Annotated in this window: 14 protein-coding genes and 1 pseudogene; 5 read left to right on the top strand and 10 right to left on the bottom strand. The window is 72.6% G+C overall.

Annotated features, from left to right (window positions below; translation table 11 throughout):
* Positions 1-148: 148 nt before the first annotated feature.
* Positions 149-1,207, top strand: a complete 1,059-nt coding sequence (locus SRB5_RS28815) for an LCP family protein (RefSeq protein ID WP_153456384.1) — start codon at positions 149-151, stop codon at positions 1,205-1,207.
* A 68-nt stretch (positions 1,208-1,275) separates the two neighbouring features.
* On the opposite strand, the gene SRB5_RS28810 is transcribed toward SRB5_RS28815, so the two are convergent.
* Positions 1,276-2,367: a CDP-alcohol phosphatidyltransferase family protein gene (locus SRB5_RS28810; RefSeq protein WP_153456383.1), complete on the bottom strand. Its 1,092-nt coding sequence runs from the start codon at positions 2,365-2,367 to the stop codon at positions 1,276-1,278.
* Positions 2,368-2,648: 281 nt separating this feature from the next.
* Here SRB5_RS28810 and galE point away from each other — a divergent pair, with 281 nt between their 5' ends.
* Entirely contained in the window at positions 2,649-3,641 is a 993-nt protein-coding gene (gene galE / locus SRB5_RS28805) for a UDP-glucose 4-epimerase GalE (protein ID WP_323378654.1), read from the top strand.
* 73 nt (positions 3,642-3,714) lie between these two features.
* On the opposite strand, the gene SRB5_RS28800 is transcribed toward galE, so the two are convergent.
* Positions 3,715-4,377: a DUF3000 domain-containing protein gene (locus SRB5_RS28800; protein ID WP_153456381.1), complete on the bottom strand. Its 663-nt coding sequence runs from the start codon at positions 4,375-4,377 to the stop codon at positions 3,715-3,717.
* A gap of 150 nt (positions 4,378-4,527) precedes the next feature.
* On the opposite strand from SRB5_RS28800, the gene hemE reads away from it, so the two are divergent.
* Entirely contained in the window at positions 4,528-5,592 is a 1,065-nt protein-coding gene (gene hemE / locus SRB5_RS28795) for a uroporphyrinogen decarboxylase (protein WP_323378653.1), read from the top strand.
* 1 nt (position 5,593) lies between these two features.
* Here the strand turns inward: hemE and SRB5_RS28790 are convergent, their stop codons facing one another.
* The 3 genes from SRB5_RS28790 to SRB5_RS28775 form a co-directional block, all read right to left on the bottom strand.
* Positions 5,594-6,103, bottom strand: coding sequence for an NUDIX domain-containing protein (locus tag SRB5_RS28790; protein WP_153456379.1), 510 nt, complete (start codon positions 6,101-6,103; stop codon positions 5,594-5,596).
* 30 nt (positions 6,104-6,133) lie between these two features.
* A complete protein-coding gene (locus SRB5_RS28785; RefSeq protein ID WP_323378652.1) occupies positions 6,134-7,525 on the bottom strand; it encodes an FAD-dependent oxidoreductase in 1,392 nt (463 codons plus the stop codon).
* Between the two features lie 516 nt (positions 7,526-8,041).
* A complete protein-coding gene (locus tag SRB5_RS28775; RefSeq protein WP_153456377.1) occupies positions 8,042-8,959 on the bottom strand; it encodes a DUF4349 domain-containing protein in 918 nt (305 codons plus the stop codon).
* A 126-nt stretch (positions 8,960-9,085) separates the two neighbouring features.
* Between SRB5_RS28775 and hemG the strand changes: the two genes are divergently transcribed.
* The gene (gene hemG, locus SRB5_RS28770; RefSeq protein ID WP_153456376.1) at positions 9,086-10,456 is read left to right on the top strand and encodes a protoporphyrinogen oxidase; all 1,371 of its coding nucleotides are present in this window, start codon (positions 9,086-9,088) and stop codon (positions 10,454-10,456) included.
* Positions 10,453-11,169 (top strand): hydrogen peroxide-dependent heme synthase, encoded by a 717-nt coding sequence (gene hemQ, locus SRB5_RS28765; RefSeq protein WP_153456375.1) that lies wholly within the window; start codon positions 10,453-10,455, stop codon positions 11,167-11,169. The genes hemG and hemQ overlap by 4 nt, the downstream gene beginning before the upstream one ends.
* A gap of 34 nt (positions 11,170-11,203) precedes the next feature.
* Here hemQ and SRB5_RS28760 read toward each other — a convergent pair whose 3' ends face one another.
* The 5 genes and pseudogenes from SRB5_RS28760 to SRB5_RS28740 form a co-directional block, all read right to left on the bottom strand.
* Positions 11,204-12,127: a hypothetical protein gene (locus tag SRB5_RS28760; RefSeq protein ID WP_153456374.1), complete on the bottom strand. Its 924-nt coding sequence runs from the start codon at positions 12,125-12,127 to the stop codon at positions 11,204-11,206.
* A 34-nt stretch (positions 12,128-12,161) separates the two neighbouring features.
* Complete coding sequence (locus tag SRB5_RS28755) at positions 12,162-13,718, bottom strand: alpha/beta hydrolase (RefSeq protein ID WP_153456373.1); 1,557 nt, start codon at positions 13,716-13,718, stop codon at positions 12,162-12,164.
* Between the two features lie 121 nt (positions 13,719-13,839).
* Positions 13,840-14,652, bottom strand: coding sequence for a TIGR04222 domain-containing membrane protein (locus SRB5_RS28750; protein WP_153456400.1), 813 nt, complete (start codon positions 14,650-14,652; stop codon positions 13,840-13,842).
* Positions 14,653-14,732: 80 nt separating this feature from the next.
* Positions 14,733-15,719 carry a TIGR04222 domain-containing membrane protein gene (locus SRB5_RS28745; RefSeq protein ID WP_153456372.1) on the bottom strand — a complete coding sequence of 329 codons (987 nt, stop codon included), beginning with the start codon at positions 15,717-15,719 and terminating at the stop codon, positions 14,733-14,735.
* A pseudogene (locus tag SRB5_RS28740) lies at positions 15,719-16,988 on the bottom strand (DUF692 domain-containing protein). The gene SRB5_RS28745 and the pseudogene SRB5_RS28740 overlap by 1 nt, the downstream one beginning before the upstream one ends.
* Positions 16,989-17,046 lie beyond the last annotated feature (58 nt).

The following is a 17,046-nucleotide window of genomic DNA, read 5'->3' as shown; positions in this document are numbered from 1 at the left end:
GGACTGACAGTGCATACTGCAGTTCGATACCGAACGGTGTCCCCTGGCCGACGTCCTGGAATCCCCCACATCTCTCAGGTGCAGGGCCAGTCCGAGTCCTCGGCGCCGCCATCGGGGCGGCCCCGGCCAGAGTTCAGAGAGTCCTGTGATGAGTCACGCCGTACAGTCCCCGCCCCGGAGGCGGCGCGCCCCTGGAAAGCGCGGCAAGGGAAAGATCATCGCGCTTTGCCTCGCCGCCTTTCTCCTGCTCAGCTGCGGTTTGCTCTACTGGGCGTACGCCCGCCTGGACAACAACATCGACAGCGTCGACCTCGAGAAGGCTCTCGGGAACGACCGGCCCGAGAAGATCGAGACCGGGGCGCGGGACATCCTCGTCGTCGGGTCGGACTCCCGGGCCGGAGCCGAGAACAAGCAGCTCGGCGGGGGTGTGAACGTCAGCGGAGGACGCTCCGACACCACCATGGTCGTGCACATTCCCGAGGGGCGGCGGCGAGCGACCGTCGTGAGCATCCCCCGCGACACCCTCGTCACCCGGCCCCATTGCCAAAAGGCTGACGGGAGCACGCTGCCGAAGGCCGAGCGTGTGATGTTCAATTCCGTGTACGCGCTGGGCGGGCCCGCCTGCGTGGTCAAGACCGTCGAGTCGATGACCAAGGTGCGGATGGACCACTACATGGAGGTCGACTTCGCGGGCTTCAAGGAGCTCGTGGACGCGCTCGGCGGGGTGACCCTCGACCTGGAGGAGCCGATCGACAGCCCCAAGACCGGTCTCGTCCTCGACGCCGGCAGCCACAAGCTGGACGGCGCCCAGTCGCTCGCCTTCGTCCGTACGCGCTACGGCTACAAGGACGGCAGCGACCTGGGCCGGATAGGTCTGCAGCAGCAGTTCATCCTGGCGCTGCTGGACGAGGTGAAGAACCAGGACCTGACCACCAGCCCCACCAAGCTCTACACGATCGCCGATACGGCGACACAGACGCTCACGACGGACGAGGGGCTGAACTCGGTCAGGAAGCTGGCATCCTTCGGCAGGAGTCTGCAGGGGCTGGACACCGGGAACATGGACATGATCATGATGCCGGTGATGTACGACAAGCAGGACCCGAACCGGGTCGTCGCCAAGGAGCCCCTCGCGGGCAAGGTGTGGGACGCCGTCCGCAACGACCGGCCGCTCCCGGCGGAAGCCACGGAGAAGGCGGCCGAGTAGGACGCGGCCGTCCCGCACACGTCCGCGCCTCGTCGCCCGGTTCCCTTCGCGGACCGGGCGACGAGGCGTCACTCGCGCACCGGCGGGCGCTGGAACTGCGCCATCCGCAGCGTCTGTTCGTTCACGTCCTGCCCGTCCAGATCCTGCTGGTAGCGGTTGTCGTGGTAGAGGTCTTCCGCGAAGGCGTCCGGATCCAGCGGCCGGCGATGCCGGCCCCGGCGTACGGAATCGGGGATGCCGACCATACGCGGCGCGGTCTCCAGCCGGCTCAGCTCCCGGTTGTAGTCCCGGGTGGACAGCCAGAACTTGTACATGATCACGAGCTCGAAGAGCATCAGCAGCGCCGCGGAGACCGCGGTGACCGCGAGGAGGTGCGACGCTCCGGCCAGCGGGCCGACGATGAAGATGAACATCTGGAACTCGATGCCGCTGATCAGGTGAGGCCGGATGCGGCTGCTCAGCAGGGCCTGACGGAACCGCGCGTACCAGGGGAAGCGGTGCCGGAACTGGGCGTGCAGATCCACGACCCCCTCCGTCCGTCCGGCGATGATCTCGGTCTCGATGCCGGGGTTGTCCCGCAGCAGGTCCTCCATGAAGACGACGCGGGGCGCGCCCGCGACCGCGACCTGCCGTTCCTCCGCGAGCTGGGCCGTCAATTTTTCGATCTTGGTGCGCATCCCCATGCGCATCTTGTAGATCTGCAGGGCGTCGACGTAGCGCAGCATGTCCAGGAAGACGACACCGAGGGCCGCGAGCAGGAAGAGATCGTTGTCGGTGCGCAGGTACTGGCCGCCCATGAGCGCCAGCGCGCAGAACAGCACGCGAATGCGGTCGAAGACGTAGTCGAGCCAGCCGCCGAAGACGGTGCCGTTGCCCTTCAGCCGGGCGAGCTTCCCGTCGATGCAGTCGAAGATGAAGCTGAGGTGGTACAGGCCGGCGCCGATCAGCAGCGAAGTCTGGTCGCCGCGGGCGAAGAACCCGGCTGCCCCGAGTCCCAGGAAGAGTGCCGCCCAGGTGACTCCGTTGGGAGTGATGAACCGGAAGCGTGCCATCACGCACAGCATCCGGGTCGCGACGGGGTCCACCAGCAGCACCGTCCACCAGGCGTCCCGCTTCTTGCAGGTCAGCTTCTGGACAGCCCGAAGTGACAGTCCGGTCATAACTCCTCGTCCGCGTGAGATCACAGAGGGTCGCCCTGTCCGCAGCCCTGTGTTCTGACCGGAATCCGCGGAAATGCTGCGCCGGAATATCTCTCCGGTGTCTTTGACCGAACGATTGTATGTATACCTGGGTTCGATCAAGGTTGCGTCGGGCATTGCCTATCTCACACGGGATCACGTACAACCCTGTGCGACCTTCGGGAGTCTCCTTGCCTCACGACGTCGCACCTGGCTGCCGACGCCGTGCGGGGGACCCGGGGACGTACGCATACGATGCCGCGGTGACCTACCTGATTACGGGCGGCGCCGGTTACATCGGCGCCCATGTCGTACGCGCGATGAGGGCTGCCGGCGAAGAGGTGGTGGTCTACGACGACCTCTCCACCGGTGACTCCGGCCGCGTCCCCGACGAGGTGCCGCTGGTCGTCGGTTCGACCCTCGACGGCGGACTCCTGGGCCGGACCCTCTCGGAACACGGCATCACCGGTGTGGTGCATCTGGCCGCCAAGAAGCAGGTCGGCGAGTCCGTCGAGAGGCCGCTGTACTACTACCGCGAGAACGTGCAGGGGCTGCGGACGCTGCTCGAAGCCGTCGCGGCCGGTGCTGTCCGGAGTTTCGTCTTCTCCTCCTCGGCGGCCGTCTACGGCATGCCGGACGCCGGCCTGGTCACGGAGGACACGCCCTGCTCACCGATGAGCCCGTACGGCGAGACCAAGCTGGCCGGCGAGTGGATGGTGCGTGCGGCCGGGCGGGCGCACGGTTTCGCCACCGCTTGTCTGCGCTACTTCAACGTCGCCGGGGCGGGCACCCCCGAACTTGCCGACACCGGGGTGTACAACCTTGTTCCCATGGTCTTCGAGAAGATCACGGCGGGCGCCGCGCCGGTGATCTTCGGTGACGACTACGCGACTGCCGACGGCACCTGTGTCCGCGATTTCATTCACGTCGAAGACCTTGCCGACGCCCATGCCGCCGCGGCCGGCAAGCTTGCGAGCCTGTCCGAGCCGACGGACCTGACCTGCAACATCGGCAGGGGGGAGGGCGTTTCCGTGCGGGAGATGGTCGATCTGATCCGCTCGGTGACCGGCTACGGCGAGGCGACCCCCGAGATCGCACCGCGCCGCGCCGGTGACCCCGCGCGAGTGGTCGCCTCCGCGGAGCGGATCATGAAGGAACTGGGCTGGTCCGCGAAGTACGACGCCGCGGCCATGGTGCGTTCGGCCTGGGACGGCTGGTGCCTGCGCCATCCGGAGGCGAGGAGGCCGAGGGGCTGAGTACGACGGGCCGCGCGACCTCGAGGCGCCGCCTTTCCGGAGGCGGAAGCGGCGCCCGTCAGCTGTCCACGGACTACCGCGTCGAGCGCGGCCCCCGCCGCTGCGGCAGCGGCACCACCGCCCCGCCGCCTCCCGCGGCGGACGGGAAGGGCACCGCCGTCGGGGGCAGGCCGGCGCACTGGCGCAGCAGCTCGCACCACGCCGTCAGATGACCGCCCAGCGCCGTCGGCACCTCCTGCGGCGTCCACGACGCGCGGATCTCGATCCGGGTGGTGGGGGCACGGTTCGCCATCCCGCCGAAGTAGTGCGACGCCGCCCGCGTCACGGTGCCGCTCGCCTCCCGGTACGTGACCCCCCGGGCGCCCAGCGCGCCCGTCAGCCAGGACCAGCACACCTCCGGGAGCAGCGGGTCGGCGGCCATCTCGGGCTCCAGGTCCGCCCGTACCAGCGTCACCAGCCGGAACGTCCCGGCCCACGCCTCGTGCCCGTCCGGGTCATGCAGCAGCACCAGCCGGCCGTCCGCCAGCTCCTCGTCGTCCTGCAGGACCGCGGCCTCCGTCGCATAGGCGTACGGGGCCAGCCGGCGCGGCGCCCTGATGGGCTCCAGCCGCACCCCGGACGGCACCGACGCCGTCCGCAGTGCCTCCACCGCTTGGCGGAACGAAAGCGGGGCCCCGTCCTCCTCGGGGGTATCTCGATGATGATCATCAGCCAGGTGTCCAGGAGCCGCTGCCATGCCGGAAGAGTAGGGCCTGGACGGTGGATCAGGTCACCAACCACGCGGGCAGGGGCCGATATCCGGTGACTTGAGGGCTTGTGGAGTCGTGCGGACGGGCGTGTCCGGGGCAGGTCCGGAGCCCGGTCTCACGCGTGCGAAGATGCGGGGGTGAGTTCTCCTGCATCCGAGCACAGCGCGCCGTCCGCGGCGAGGGATTCCGCCTTCCTGAAGGCCTGCCGGCGCGAGCCCGTCCCGCACACCCCCGTGTGGTTCATGCGACAGGCGGGCCGGTCGCTCCCCGAGTACCGCAAGGTGCGCGAGGGCATCGCGATGCTCGACTCCTGCATGATGCCGGAGCTCGTCACCGAGATCACCCTGCAGCCGGTGCGCCGGCACGGCGTGGACGCCGCCATCTACTTCAGCGACATCGTGGTCCCCCTCAAGGCCATCGGCGTCGACCTCGACATCAAGCCCGGCATCGGCCCCGTCGTCGCCCGGCCGATCCGCTCCCGCGCGGACCTCGCGCAGCTGCGCGCCCTCGGGCCCGAGGACGTCCCGTACGTCACCGAGGCCGTGCGGATGCTCGTCGCCGAGCTCGGCGCGACGCCGCTCATCGGCTTCGCCGGGGCGCCGTTCACGCTGGCCAGCTATCTGGTCGAGGGTGGGCCGTCAAAGAACCACGAGCACACCAAGGCCCTGATGTACGGGGACCCGGAGCTGTGGGCCGAGCTCCTGGACCGGCTTGCCGTCATCACCTCCGCGTTCCTGAAGGTCCAGATCGAGGCCGGCGCCTCCGCCGTGCAGCTCTTCGACTCCTGGGTGGGCGCGCTGAAGCCGGCGGACTACCGGCGGTTCGTCATGCCGCACTCCGCGAAGGTCTTCGACGCCGTCGCCGGGTACGGGGTGCCGCGCATCCACTTCGGCGTCGGTACGGGCGAGCTGCTGGGCCTGCTGGGCGAGGCGGGGGCCGACGTGGTCGGCGCCGACTGGCGGGTGCCGCTGGACGAGGCGGCGCGGCGGGTGGGGCCCGGTAAGGCCATTCAGGGCAACCTGGATCCGGCGGTGCTCTTCGCGCCGGAGGCGGCCGTACGGGCGCAGACCGACGAGGTGCTCGAGGCCGCGCGCGGGCTCGAGGGGCATGTGTTCAACCTCGGGCACGGGGTGATGCCGGACACCGATCCGACGGTGCTGACGCGGCTGGTGGAGTACGTGCACGAGCGCACGGCGCGCTGATTCAGGCGGTCAGGGCGAGGTAGGTCCACAGGGCGCTGTCCTCGCCGCCGACGAACGGCAGGCGTGCGGCGGCCTCGCGCAGCTCCGGTACGGTCATCCAGCCCCACCAGGCGATCTCCCGCGGGTTCGCGGTGATCGCGGCGATGGTGGCGGCGTCCAGCCGGGCTTCGTGTACACCGAGCCAGTACCGGCCGTACCGGCCGTGGATGATCCGCTTGAACACCAGCGGCGGAGGTGCGGGCAGCCGGATGCCGAACTCCTCGCGCAGCTCGCGGGCGGCGGCCTCGCCGTATCCCTCGCCCACGTTCGCGGCGCCGCCGGCCACCGAGTCGTAGTGGCCGGGGTGGCGGCTGTCGTCGTCCGGGCGGCGGTGGACCAGGACGCGGTCGTCGGGGTCCCGGCAGACGGTCACCGCGATGCGGTGGAGGAGGTTCGCGCGTTGGGCCTCGGCGCGGTCCACCACGCCGATGACGCGGTCGTGTTCGTCCACCTGATCGACTGGTTCGGCCATGCGGGGCAGTCTGTCAGACGGGTATTCGAATTATCCTCGCATTTCCTTGGTCACTGCCGCCGCGGCCTTGCGGGCCGCGATCAGGATCGGGTCCCAGGCCGGGGAGAACGGTGGGGCGTAGCCGAGGTCCAGGGAGATCATCTGCTCGACCGTCATGCCCGCCGTCAGGGCCACCGCGGCCACGTCGACGCGTTTGCCGGCGCCCTCGCGGCCGACGATCTGGACGCCCAGCAGCCTTCCCGTGCGGTGTTCGGCGAGCATCTTCACCGTCATGGGGGCGGCGCGCGGGTAGTAGCCGGCGCGGCTCGTCGACTCGATCGTCACCGTCACGTACCGCAGGCCCACCTCGCGGGCCTGCGCCTCCAGCAGGCCCGTACGGGCGATCTCCAGGTCGCAGACCTTGGACACCGCCGTGCCGACGACGCCGGGGAAGGTGGCGTAGCCGCCGCCCACGTTCGTGCCGATGACTTGGCCGTGCTTGTTCGCGTGCGTGCCCAGCGCGATGTGGCGGGTGTGGCCGGACACCAGGTCCAGGACCTCGACGCAGTCGCCGCCCGCCCAGATGTTCTCCTGGCCGCGGACCCGCATCGCCAGGTCCGTCAGCAGGCCGCCGTGCGGGCCGGTCGGCAGGCCCGCGTCCCGGGCGAGGGTCGTCTCCGGGCGTACGCCGAGGCCGAGGACCACCACGTCCGCCGGGTACTCGCTGTTCTCCGTGGTCACCGCACGGGCCCTGCCGTCGGCGTCCGTGAGGACGGCGGTGGCCGCCGCGCCCGTCACCGTGTGGATGCCCATGCCGTTCATCGCCGTGTGCACCAGGCGGCCCATGTCCGGGTCGAGGGTGCTCATCGGCTGGTCGGAGGCCTCCAGGACGGTCACGTCGATGTCGCGGTGGCGGAACGCCTCGGCCATCTCGACGCCGATGTAGCCGGCGCCGACCACCACGGCGCGGCGGACGTGGTCCTTGTGCAGGGCGTCCAGCAGGGCCTGGCCGTCGTCCAGGGACTGGATGCCGTGGACGCCTTCGGCGTCGATGCCGGGGAGTTTCGGACGGACGGGGCGGGCGCCGGTGGCGATCACCAGGTGGTCGAAGCCGTGCCAGCGTTCGTCGGCGGTGGGGTCGTCGAGGTCGCGGGTGCGGACGCACTGGCGGTCGAGGTCGATCTCCGTGACCTCGGTGCGGGTGCGGAGGTCGATGCCTCGGGCGCGGTGCTCTGCGGGGGTTCTGGCGATGAGGGCGTCGCGGTCCGTTACCTCGCCTCCTACCCAGTAGGGGATGCCGCAGGCGGAGTAGGACGTGAAGTGGCCGCGTTCGAAGGCGGTGATCTCCAGGTCGTGGTCCGGTTTGAGTCTTCGGGCCTGGGACGCGGCGGACATTCCTGTTGCGTCGGCGCCGATGATTACGAGTCGCTCGTTCGCCCCCACGATGTGCGGTCCTTTCGTCACCGGTGTGGGGTCCACGCTAACGGTGCGTCGGCGGTTCGGGGGCTCCGCCCCCTGGCCCCCGGGTCGGTGCGGTTGCGCTGCTGGGGCTCCGCCCCAGACCCCGTTCGGCGCTTCGCGCCTCGGCCTCAAACGCCGCGTCGCCCCGGAGCGAAGGCGGAGGAAGCGTAACCGGACCAGACGACGCGACTAGGCGACGGGAGGGCTGGAAGGTGGCTGACTTGCGCTGTCGGGTCCGGTCGGGTGACGGGGAGGGCTACTTGGCGTTGCCCGCCAGCCCGCCAGCCCGCCAGCCCGCCAGCCCGCCAGCCCGCCAGCCCGCCAGCCCGCCAGCCCGCCAGCCCGCCAGCCCGCCAGCCCGCCAGCCCGCCAGCCCGCCAGCCCGCCAGCTAACGCCTTACGCCCCGGCGTTTCGGCGCCTCAGCGCCCCCGCAGGGATATCGCCCCGCAGGGGCGCCGTACGGCGGGCCGGTGGTTCGGTTTCGGGCGGTGCGTCTGCTAGTCCGTCTCCGTTTCCCGTGCCGGGGCCGGCTTCCACGCCGACGGCGGCGGGGGCGGGGTGGGCGTGTGGTGGAGGAAGCGGCGGTACGCCAGGAAGAGGAGCGCGGCGAGGGTGGCGAACGGGAGGGTTGCCGCCAGGACCACCGCTATCCAGCGCAGCGTCGTGACGAACGCGTGCCAGCCGGACGACAGGGCCGAGAGGACCGTCGGGTCCTCGTCCGCGGGCGGCGGGGGCGGGGACTTGGGGGGCCTGGAGATCGTCAGGGTGATCGTGCCCAGCGAGGTGCGGTCCGCGAGGGACTTCTGCTGGGCCAGGAGGGACTCCAGGTTCGCCTGGCGCGTGGAGAGCTCCGACTCCAGCGAGACCACGTCCGTGAGCTTCGTCGCCGACGACATCAGCCGCCGGATCCGGTCCACGCTCGCGCGGGCGGACCGCACCCGGCTCTCGACGTCGACGACCTGGTCGGTGACGTCCTGCACCTTGACCTCGCGCGTCAGCAGCTTGTCGCCGAGCCGTACGACCTCGTCCAGCGTCTCGTCGTACGTCCCGGACGGGACCTTGAGCGTGAGCGTCGCCTGCTCCTCGTTCCGCGTCGACTCGTTGGAGACGTAGCCCCCCGCCGCCTCGGCCGCCGTGCGGGCACCGGCCGCCGCGGCGGTCACGTCCTTCGCCCGTACGGTCACCCGTGCCGTGCGGATGAGTGCCGCCGGGGACAGCTTTGCCGGGGCGGGGGACGCCTGGTCGGCGCCCGAGGCGCCCTTCTGGTCCGCCTCCGGTGCCCCCATGTCCTGGCTCATGCTCTTGTCGCCGGACGAGGAGGAGGCCGAGTCCTCGTCCGCGCCGCTGCTGCAGCCCGTCAGTGTGAGCGCCGCCGCCAGCAGCAGCGTGGCGAGCGCCGGGATGCCTCTGCGCATCGTTGATTACCCCCCGAGGTCGGTTTCGTGTGCCCCTCTGACGTGGCGCGGGGGGCGCCGGTTGCCGCTCACGGTTCCGGGGAGGTCACGGTCGGGACTCGTATCGGCGTCTGAGAGAGTGGCGGTATGAAGGTCTTGGTCATCGGAGGCGGGATCGCGGGGCTGGCCGCGGCGCGGAGGCTCGTGCGCGGTGGCGCCGAGGTCACGGTGCTGGAGGCGGCCGACCGCGTCGGCGGCAAGTTGTACGCGGGGGAGCTCGAGGGGCTGCCCCTCGACCTGGGCGCCGAGTCGCTGCTCGCCCGGCGGCCCGAGGCCGTGGGGCTCGCCCGTGACGTGGGGCTCGGCGACGCGCTCCAGCCGGTGGCCATGGGAGGCGCCGCGGTGTGGACGCGCGGGGAGCTGCGGCCGATGCCGCGGGGGCACGTGATGGGCATCCCCGGGTCGCCCGAGGCGGTGGCCGGGGTCGTGTCGGAGGAGGGCGTGGAGGCCGTCCGGCGTGAGGCGTCGCTGCCGGCGGAGGAGGTCGGCGAGGACGTCGGCGTGGGGGAGTACGTGGCCCGGCGGTTCGGGCGCGAGGTCGTCGACCGGCTCGTCGAACCGCTGCTCGGCGGGGTGTACGCGGGCGACGCGTACCGGATCTCCCTGCGCGCCGCGATGCCCGCCCTGTTCGACGCCGTCCGCGAGCACCCGACGCTGACCGAGGCCGTCCACGCCGTGCAGGGCGCCACGCCCGCCGGCAGCGGTCCGGTGTTCCTGGGCATCGACGGCGGCATCGGCCGGCTCCCGCTCGCCGTCGCCGACGACGTACGGGCGGCCGGGGGCACGGTCCGCACCGGTGTCACCGTCACCGCGCTGCGGCCGGTCGACGGCGGCTGGCGGGCGCTCACCGAGGACGCCAAGTACGAGGCCGACGCCGTCGTCCTGGCCCTGCCGGCCGGGCCCGCCGCGCGGCTGCTGCGGGTCGCGGCGCCGGACGCGGCGCGCGAGCTGGACGAGGTCGAGTACGCGTCGATGGCCCTGGTCAGCATGGCCTTCCGGCGCCAGGAGGTCGAGGACGTACTGCCGGCGGGCACCGGGTTCCTGGTGCCGTCGGTGGACGGGCGGACCATCAAGGCGTCCACGTTCTCCTCCCGCAAGTGGGACTGGGCGGGCGACGACGAGCTGTTCCTGCTGCGTACGTCCGTCGGCCGCTACGGGGACACCGCGGACCTCGAGCGGGAGGACGGCGAGCTCGTCGACCTCTCCCTGAAGGACCTGCACACGGCCGTGGGGCTGGCCGCGAAGCCCGTCGCGTCGCTGGTCACCCGGTGGAACGACGGGCTGCCGCAGTACGCCGTCGGACACGTCGACCGCGTCGGGCGGATCCGCGCCGCGCTGCCCGCCGGGGTCGTGGTGTGCGGGGCGCTGTACGACGGGGTGGGCATCCCGGCGGTCATCGCGAGCGCGGACAGGGCCGCCGCGGAAACGCTGGGTGCGCCTGGGACAATGGACGCATGACTGCCGCATCAGACCGCATCCCCAATGCGGGCAAGAAAGCAAAGGACCTCAACGAGGTCATCCGCTACACCCTCTGGTCGGTGTTCCGGCTCCGTGACGCCCTCCCCGAGGACCGTGCCGGGTACGCCGACGAGGTGCAGGAGCTGTTCGACCAGCTCGCGGCCAAGGATGTCGTCGTACGCGGTACGTATGACGTGTCCGGTCTGCGGGCCGACGCGGACGTGATGATCTGGTGGCACGCGGAGACGGCCGACGCCCTGCAGGAGGCGTACAACCTCTTCCGCCGCACCAGGCTGGGCCGCGCCATGGAGCCGGTCTGGTCGAACATGGCGCTGCACCGGCCGGCGGAGTTCAACCGCTCGCACATCCCGGCGTTCCTGGCCGACGAGAACGCCCGCGCGTATGTCTCCGTGTACCCCTTCGTCCGCTCGTACGACTGGTACGTGATCCCGGACGAGGACCGCCGCCGCATGCTCGCGGACCACGGCAAGATGGCGCGCGGCTACCCGGACGTCCGGGCCAACACCGTCGCGTCCTTCGCGCTGGGCGACTACGAGTGGATCCTGGCCTTCGAGGCGGACGAGCTGCACCGCATCGTGGACCTCATGCGCCATCTGCGCGGCTCGGAGGCCCGCCTCCACGTCCGCGAGGAGGTCCCGTTCTACACGGGCCGCCGCAAGGAACTCCCGCAGCTCGTCGCCGAACTGGCCTGACGCTGCTCCCCGCCACCCCGGCCCTGCACCGGCCTCAGGACCGGGGCAGCGGGCTCGGCCCGAACCAGCGGGCCGTCAGCTCCCCCTGAGGAAGGTCCGCCAGGACCTCCACGGCCCAGCACGCCTCCGTCCGGTGCACCGGCTCCGCTATCGCCCGGAGCACCACCGGCACCGCGAACCCCGCCGCCGCCAGTGCCTCCGCGAGGGCCCCGAGCCGCCCGTGGCCGTCCGCCCCGGCGCAGCGCGCCAGCGCGTCCCGTACCGCCGGGTCCGCCAGAGCGGGGTCGGCCCGCACCGCCGCCACGGCCTCCCGGGCGCGCGCCAGCAGACCGGCCCAGGCGGCGAAGGGGAACTCCGCCGAGTCCGGCACCCGCAGCGAATACAGCGGCTCGCCCTCCTCGTCCGGCTGCTCGGCCACCGGATGACCCCCGGGCGTCGTCACCCACCGCACGCCGGGCAGCGTACGCAGCTCGTGCCAGTCCCGCGTCTCCGGCCGCACCGCGACGTCCGGGCCCGGGCGTACGACCCCGAACGCCGCGTCCGTCGGCGGCGTCACCGCGTCCAGGTCCTCGTCCTCCCCCCGGAACGCGAACCGGCACAGCAGCGCCAGCATCGGCCCCGGATGCCGCAGCTCCGGGTCGTGCAGGGCGACCGCGCGGCACAGCAGGTCCAGCTCCGGCCACGACATCACGTGCGGATGGAAGTGCGCCTGGTCGTCCCAGCCCACCGTGACGGGCTCGGACCGCCCGGGCGCCCGGAGCGCGAGATCCACGTACTCCAGCCCGAGCGTCACGTCGAGGACCAGCTCGAAGCCCCCTCCGAGCTCGAACCGCGCGACCTGCGACTCCTGTTCCTCCGCGTCCTCGTCCCAGAGGTCGGGGGCGTCGTCGTCGAAGAGGTACGCGGGCCAGAAGTCGGCCTCGCGCATCCGTCGGGCCAGTGCGTCGTCGAGGGGCATGGGACCACGCTAGTGGCAGGGGCCGACAGCGGGATCAGGCCTCCGGGGTCTCCAGCTTCGCCTTCGGCTCCGGGTGGGGGCCGCAGGACGCGTCGGAGTCCGGGACGGTGCCGTGCAGGAAGTACGCGTCCACATGGCCGTTGACGCACGGGTTCGGGCCGCCGGCGATGCCGTGGGAGCCCGAGCCGCGCTCCGTGATCAGCGTGGAGCCCGCCAGCCGCCGGTGCAGCTCCTTCGAGCCCTCGTACGGGGTCGCCGCGTCCCGCTCGGCGGCGAGGACGAGCACCGGCGGCAGCTCGCCGGGCGCGGTGCGGACGTCCGCCGGGCGCTGCCGCGGGGCCTTCCAGTACGCGCACGGCAGGTTCATCCACACGTTGTCCCAGGTCTCGAACGGCGCGCGGACGGCGAGGCGGGTGTTGTCGCGGTCCCACACCGCGAAGTCCGTCGGCCACGCCGCGTCGTTGCACTCCACCGCCGTGTAGACGGCGTTGCCGTTCTCCTCGGCGGCCCGCTCCTCGGGGGCGGGCGCCGCGAAGTCCACCAGCGCCGCCGGCCGGCCCGCCGCGTACTCCGCCAGCGCGGTGGCCGCGGTCGGCCAGAAGTCGTCCGCGTACCCGGTCCGCAGGAACGCCGCCTGCAGCTGCGTGCTGCCGACCTTGCCCCCGGCCGGCTCCTTCTCCACCGCCGTCCGCACCCGGTCGTACGAGCGCGCCACCGCGTCCTCGGTGCGGCCCAGCCCGTACACGTTGTCGTGCTTCGCCACCCAGCGGCGGAAGTCCGACCAGCGGTTCTCAAAGGCCAGGGACTGGATCAGGTTGTTCTCGTACCAGATCTTCCGCGGGGTCGGGTCGACCGCGCTGTCGAAGACGAACCGTCCGACGCGCTCGGGGAAGAGGGTGGCGTACAGGGCGCCGAAGTACGTGCCGTACGAGGCGCCCAGGTAGTTGAGTTTCGGCTGGCGCAGGGCGGCGCGCAGGACCTCGAGGTCGCGGGCGTTGTTCAGGGACGTGTAGTGCTCGATGCCGCGGTTGGCGGCGCAGCCCGCCGCGTACGCCTTGGCGTCCTCGACGCCGGCCGCCTTGTCGTGCGCGGTCGGCTGCTGCGGGCTGTTCGAAGGGGCCTTCCCGAACTCGTCCGGGTGCTGGCAGGACAGCGGCGCGTTGGGGGTGACGCCGCGCGGGGCGTAGCCGGTGAAGTCGTACGCGCGGGCCAGCTTCTGCCACTCCGGGAGCCGGCTGAGCAGCGGGAAGTACGTGCCGGAGCCGCCGGGGCCGCCGGGGTTGAACACCAGCGCGCCCAGGCGTGCCCGCTTGGGGCCCGTCGCCGGGGTGTGGCTGACCAGGAGCTCCAGCTGCTCGCCGTCGGGATCGGCGTAGTCCAGGGGGACGTTCACGGTGCCGCAGCGGACCGCCTTCGGGAGGTCCTCGGACTCGGGACAGTCGCCGAAGGTGATGCCCGCGCGCTCGGCGTGTTCGGCGGCCACCTCCACGCCGTGCCGCGCCGCCTGCTGGGGGTGGGAGTCGGCGGGGGCGGTCGCCAGACCGGTGAGAGCGAGTGAACCGAGGATTCCGTACAGCACTGCAGCCCTCAACGGCTGATCCCTTCGGGGGTGGTGTCGACGATGCGTCGATGACAAAAGGGATGATTCGTTGAGCACTTGGTGAAGTAAAGGACGCCGCCGGGGTGTCGGCGCGCGCCCCGGAAAAGTCCTCCTATTCGCCCAGCCGGGCCTGCGGCGCGCGCTCCCGGCGCCCGGCGCCCAGCAGCGCCTGCCGCAGCGCGGGCTCGGGCAGGGCGGCCGGTCCGCGCACCGCGAGCGCGGTCAGCAGGGCGTGCTCGTCGGTCACCGCCCCGGCGGTCCGCTGCCGGGGCACGGCGAGGCGGGCGAGCGCCTGCTGTCCCGCGTACGACGCCCAGTCGGTGTGGTGGCGGATCTCCAGCCGCGAGATCAGCAGACTGCCCGCGACTAGCAGCAGCGGCAGTACGAACCAGCCGCCGACCGCGGGCGCCGGCACGTGCGGCGGGGCGAGCGCGGTGGCGGCCAGCCACAGACTGAGCACGGCGGCCCCCGCCTTGCGCACGGACCGCACGCCCGCCGTGACCGCGGCCCGTACCTCGGGCGGCACCGCCAGCCCCGTGCGGGCCAGGTCCTCGCCGAGCGCCGTCATCGGCTCCGACCCGGCGGCCGCGGCGTGTACGTCGGCGATCCTGGCCTGCCCGTACGAGCCGATCGCGGCGAGCACCCCGCGCTCCAGGGCGTCGTGGGGCTCGGGGTCGACGACGGTCACCCAGCCGGTGTGGGCCAGCAGCAGCCGGCGGGCGCGGGCCATCCGCACCAGCACCAGGTCCGTGACCCGGCGCGGGCCGCCGGCCAGGAAGGCGGTCTGGGGGAGGGTGAGTTCACCGGGCGGCCCGGCGTCCGGGTACGGATCGGGCCACCGCCCCGCGGCGAAGGCGGCCCGGGACAGCCGGGCGCACGAGGTCAGGGCCGCGATCCAGGCCAGGAGGCCGAACATCACCCACATGGCCGAGTTGTATGTCACCGGGACGCCTTCGCGCCAGATGTTTCCGGGATCCGGTCAGGGTTTTCCGTACGAGGGTCCGCTCAGGACGACGAACCGCACGACGACCCGCCCCCGCACGAGGACCCCCCGCCACAGGACGATCCGCCGCCGCAGGAGGACCCCCCGCCGCACGACGACCCGCCCCCGCAGGACGACCCCCCGCCACAGGACGACGACCCGCCGCAGCCCCCGCTCCCGCTCCCGCCGCTGGACGACCCGCACCAGTTCGGCGTGTACGACGTGTCGGTGTACGACGGCGTGTTCGGGGCGGCCGGCGACCCCGCGGTCACCAGCGCCTGCCGCTGCACCGCCAGGAACTGATCCCGCAGCACGGCGTCCGTCAGCACCGCCGCCCCGCCCAGCGCCACCAGCGCGGCGACCGCCGGGACCCCGGCGCCGGGCGCCTCCCACGGATTCCGTCCCCGCAGCGTGACCAGGGCGTTCCGCCCGGCCTGCGTCATCCGGCCCTTCCCCGGGGAGTACACGGTGGCACCGACGATCAGCGCGAGGATCCCCGCGAAGAAGCCCGGGAAGATCTCCCACCGCTCCAGGGCGACCGCGAGGAACGGACACGCCAGCATGGTCACCGCCACGAACGCGACGTACAGCCGGAACGTCCGCCGCCACCGGCGCAGCACGTCCGCCCGCATCAGCAGCCCAGCCGCGGCGAGGGCATCCCCGATCTCCTGCACCGCCGGATCGCGCATGACCGTCGCCCGCACGGTGGCCAGCGGCGCCGTCCAGTCGCTGCCGACCGCCGTCAGCACCGCCCGCTCGACGGGCTCGCCCGCGACCGCCCGCAGCACCCGCACCCCGCCGTCGGTGATCCGGATCCGCCCGTCCTCGTGCATCGTGGCCAGCACGGTGTCCACCACGCGCCCCGGCCCGCCCGCGAGGAAGGCGCCCTCCAGCACGTCGGACGGCGTCCAGTGCTCCCCGCCGCTCGCGGTGCCCCTGGCCCGTACCGCCTCGGCACGCAGCCATACGAAAGCCCCGGCCAGCAGCGCCAGGACGACGACGAACCCCATCAGCGCGCCCCCCTTCCCAGCACGCCGCGCGCCCGGCGCAGCAGTTCACGCGTCCGGTGCGGCGCGGGGCTGCGCCGCTCGCGCCACCACTGCGCCAGCTCCCGGCGCGCACCCGGGTCGGCGGGCCGGCCGGCGTCCAGCAGATGGCGGGCGAAGGCCAGCGCGTCGTGCCGGTAGCCCCCGGTCATCGGCCGGCGGGCGGCGTACTCGAGGAACCGGCGGCGGTAGTCCGCCCCCAGGATCTCCGGCAGCTCCGGCGCCACCTTGGCGACGACGTCCGCCCGCTTCGCCGCCAGCGCCCGCGACTGCACCCGCAGCCTCGCCCCGTCGAAACCCTCCGGCACCGGCGTCCCCGCGACCAGCGCCGACAGCAGTGCCGTCTGCCGCAGCGCGAGCCGCTGGCGGGCGGCCTCCGTGTGCGTCGTCCCCGTCTCAGACATGCGCCACCCCCCTGGTGACCGAACCGATCGCCGCCAGCTCCGCCGCCAGTTCGCCGGGCGGCGGGAAGTTCGCGTCGCGCTCCAGCAGCACTCCCGGCGGTGTCGTGCGCGCGCACAGCTCGCCGAGGACCCCGAGCACCTCCGGCGGTACGGGATGCGCGTGGCTGTCGTGCCAGACGCCGTCGCGCAGATAGCCGCCGGCGACATGCACGTACGCCAGGGCCTCCAGCGGCAGCTCGTCCAGCGCGCGGGCCGGGTCCTCGCCGCGGTTGACGTGGTTGGTGTGCAGATTGGCGACGTCGATCAGCAGCCGTACGCCCGTCCGCTCCACGAGCTCCGCCAGGAACTCGCCCTCGGTGAACTCGTCGTCCGGCCACGAGAACAGCGCCGCGATGTTCTCCAGTGCCAGCGGCACCGGCAGCGCGTCCTGCGCCATCCGGACGTTCTCGCAGAGCACCGTGAGCGCGTCCCGGGTGCGCGGTACGGGCAGCAGATGCCCGGCCTCCAGGCGCGGCGACGCGGTCAGCGGCCCCCCGGCCCGCACGAACGCGATGTGCTCCGTCACCAGCGGCGCCCCCAGCGCCCCGGCCCGCTCCGCCAGCGCCACCAGCCGCCCGGGGTCGGGCCGCTCCGCGCCGCCCAGGCCCAGCCCCACCCCGTGCGGGACGACGGTCACGCCCCGGGCGCGCAGCGCCGTGAGGGCGTCGGGGAGGTGGCCGGGGCAGATATTCTCCGCCACGACCTCGACCCAGTCGATGTCCGTCAGCTGTTCGATCTCACCGGCGATTTCCGGCCGCCAGCCGATCCCCGTTCCCAGCGGCTGATGCATCCGCCGCCCCCTCCCCCTGTCGTGCTCGTTCGCGTGGACAGATGATGGCCTGCGGGGG

This window comes from Streptomyces smaragdinus, from assembly GCF_009604385.1.
GTDB lineage: Bacteria > Actinomycetota > Actinomycetes > Streptomycetales > Streptomycetaceae > Streptomyces > Streptomyces smaragdinus.
Note: the sequence above shows the minus strand (reverse complement) of the source record. Positions and strands in the feature narration are given on the sequence as shown.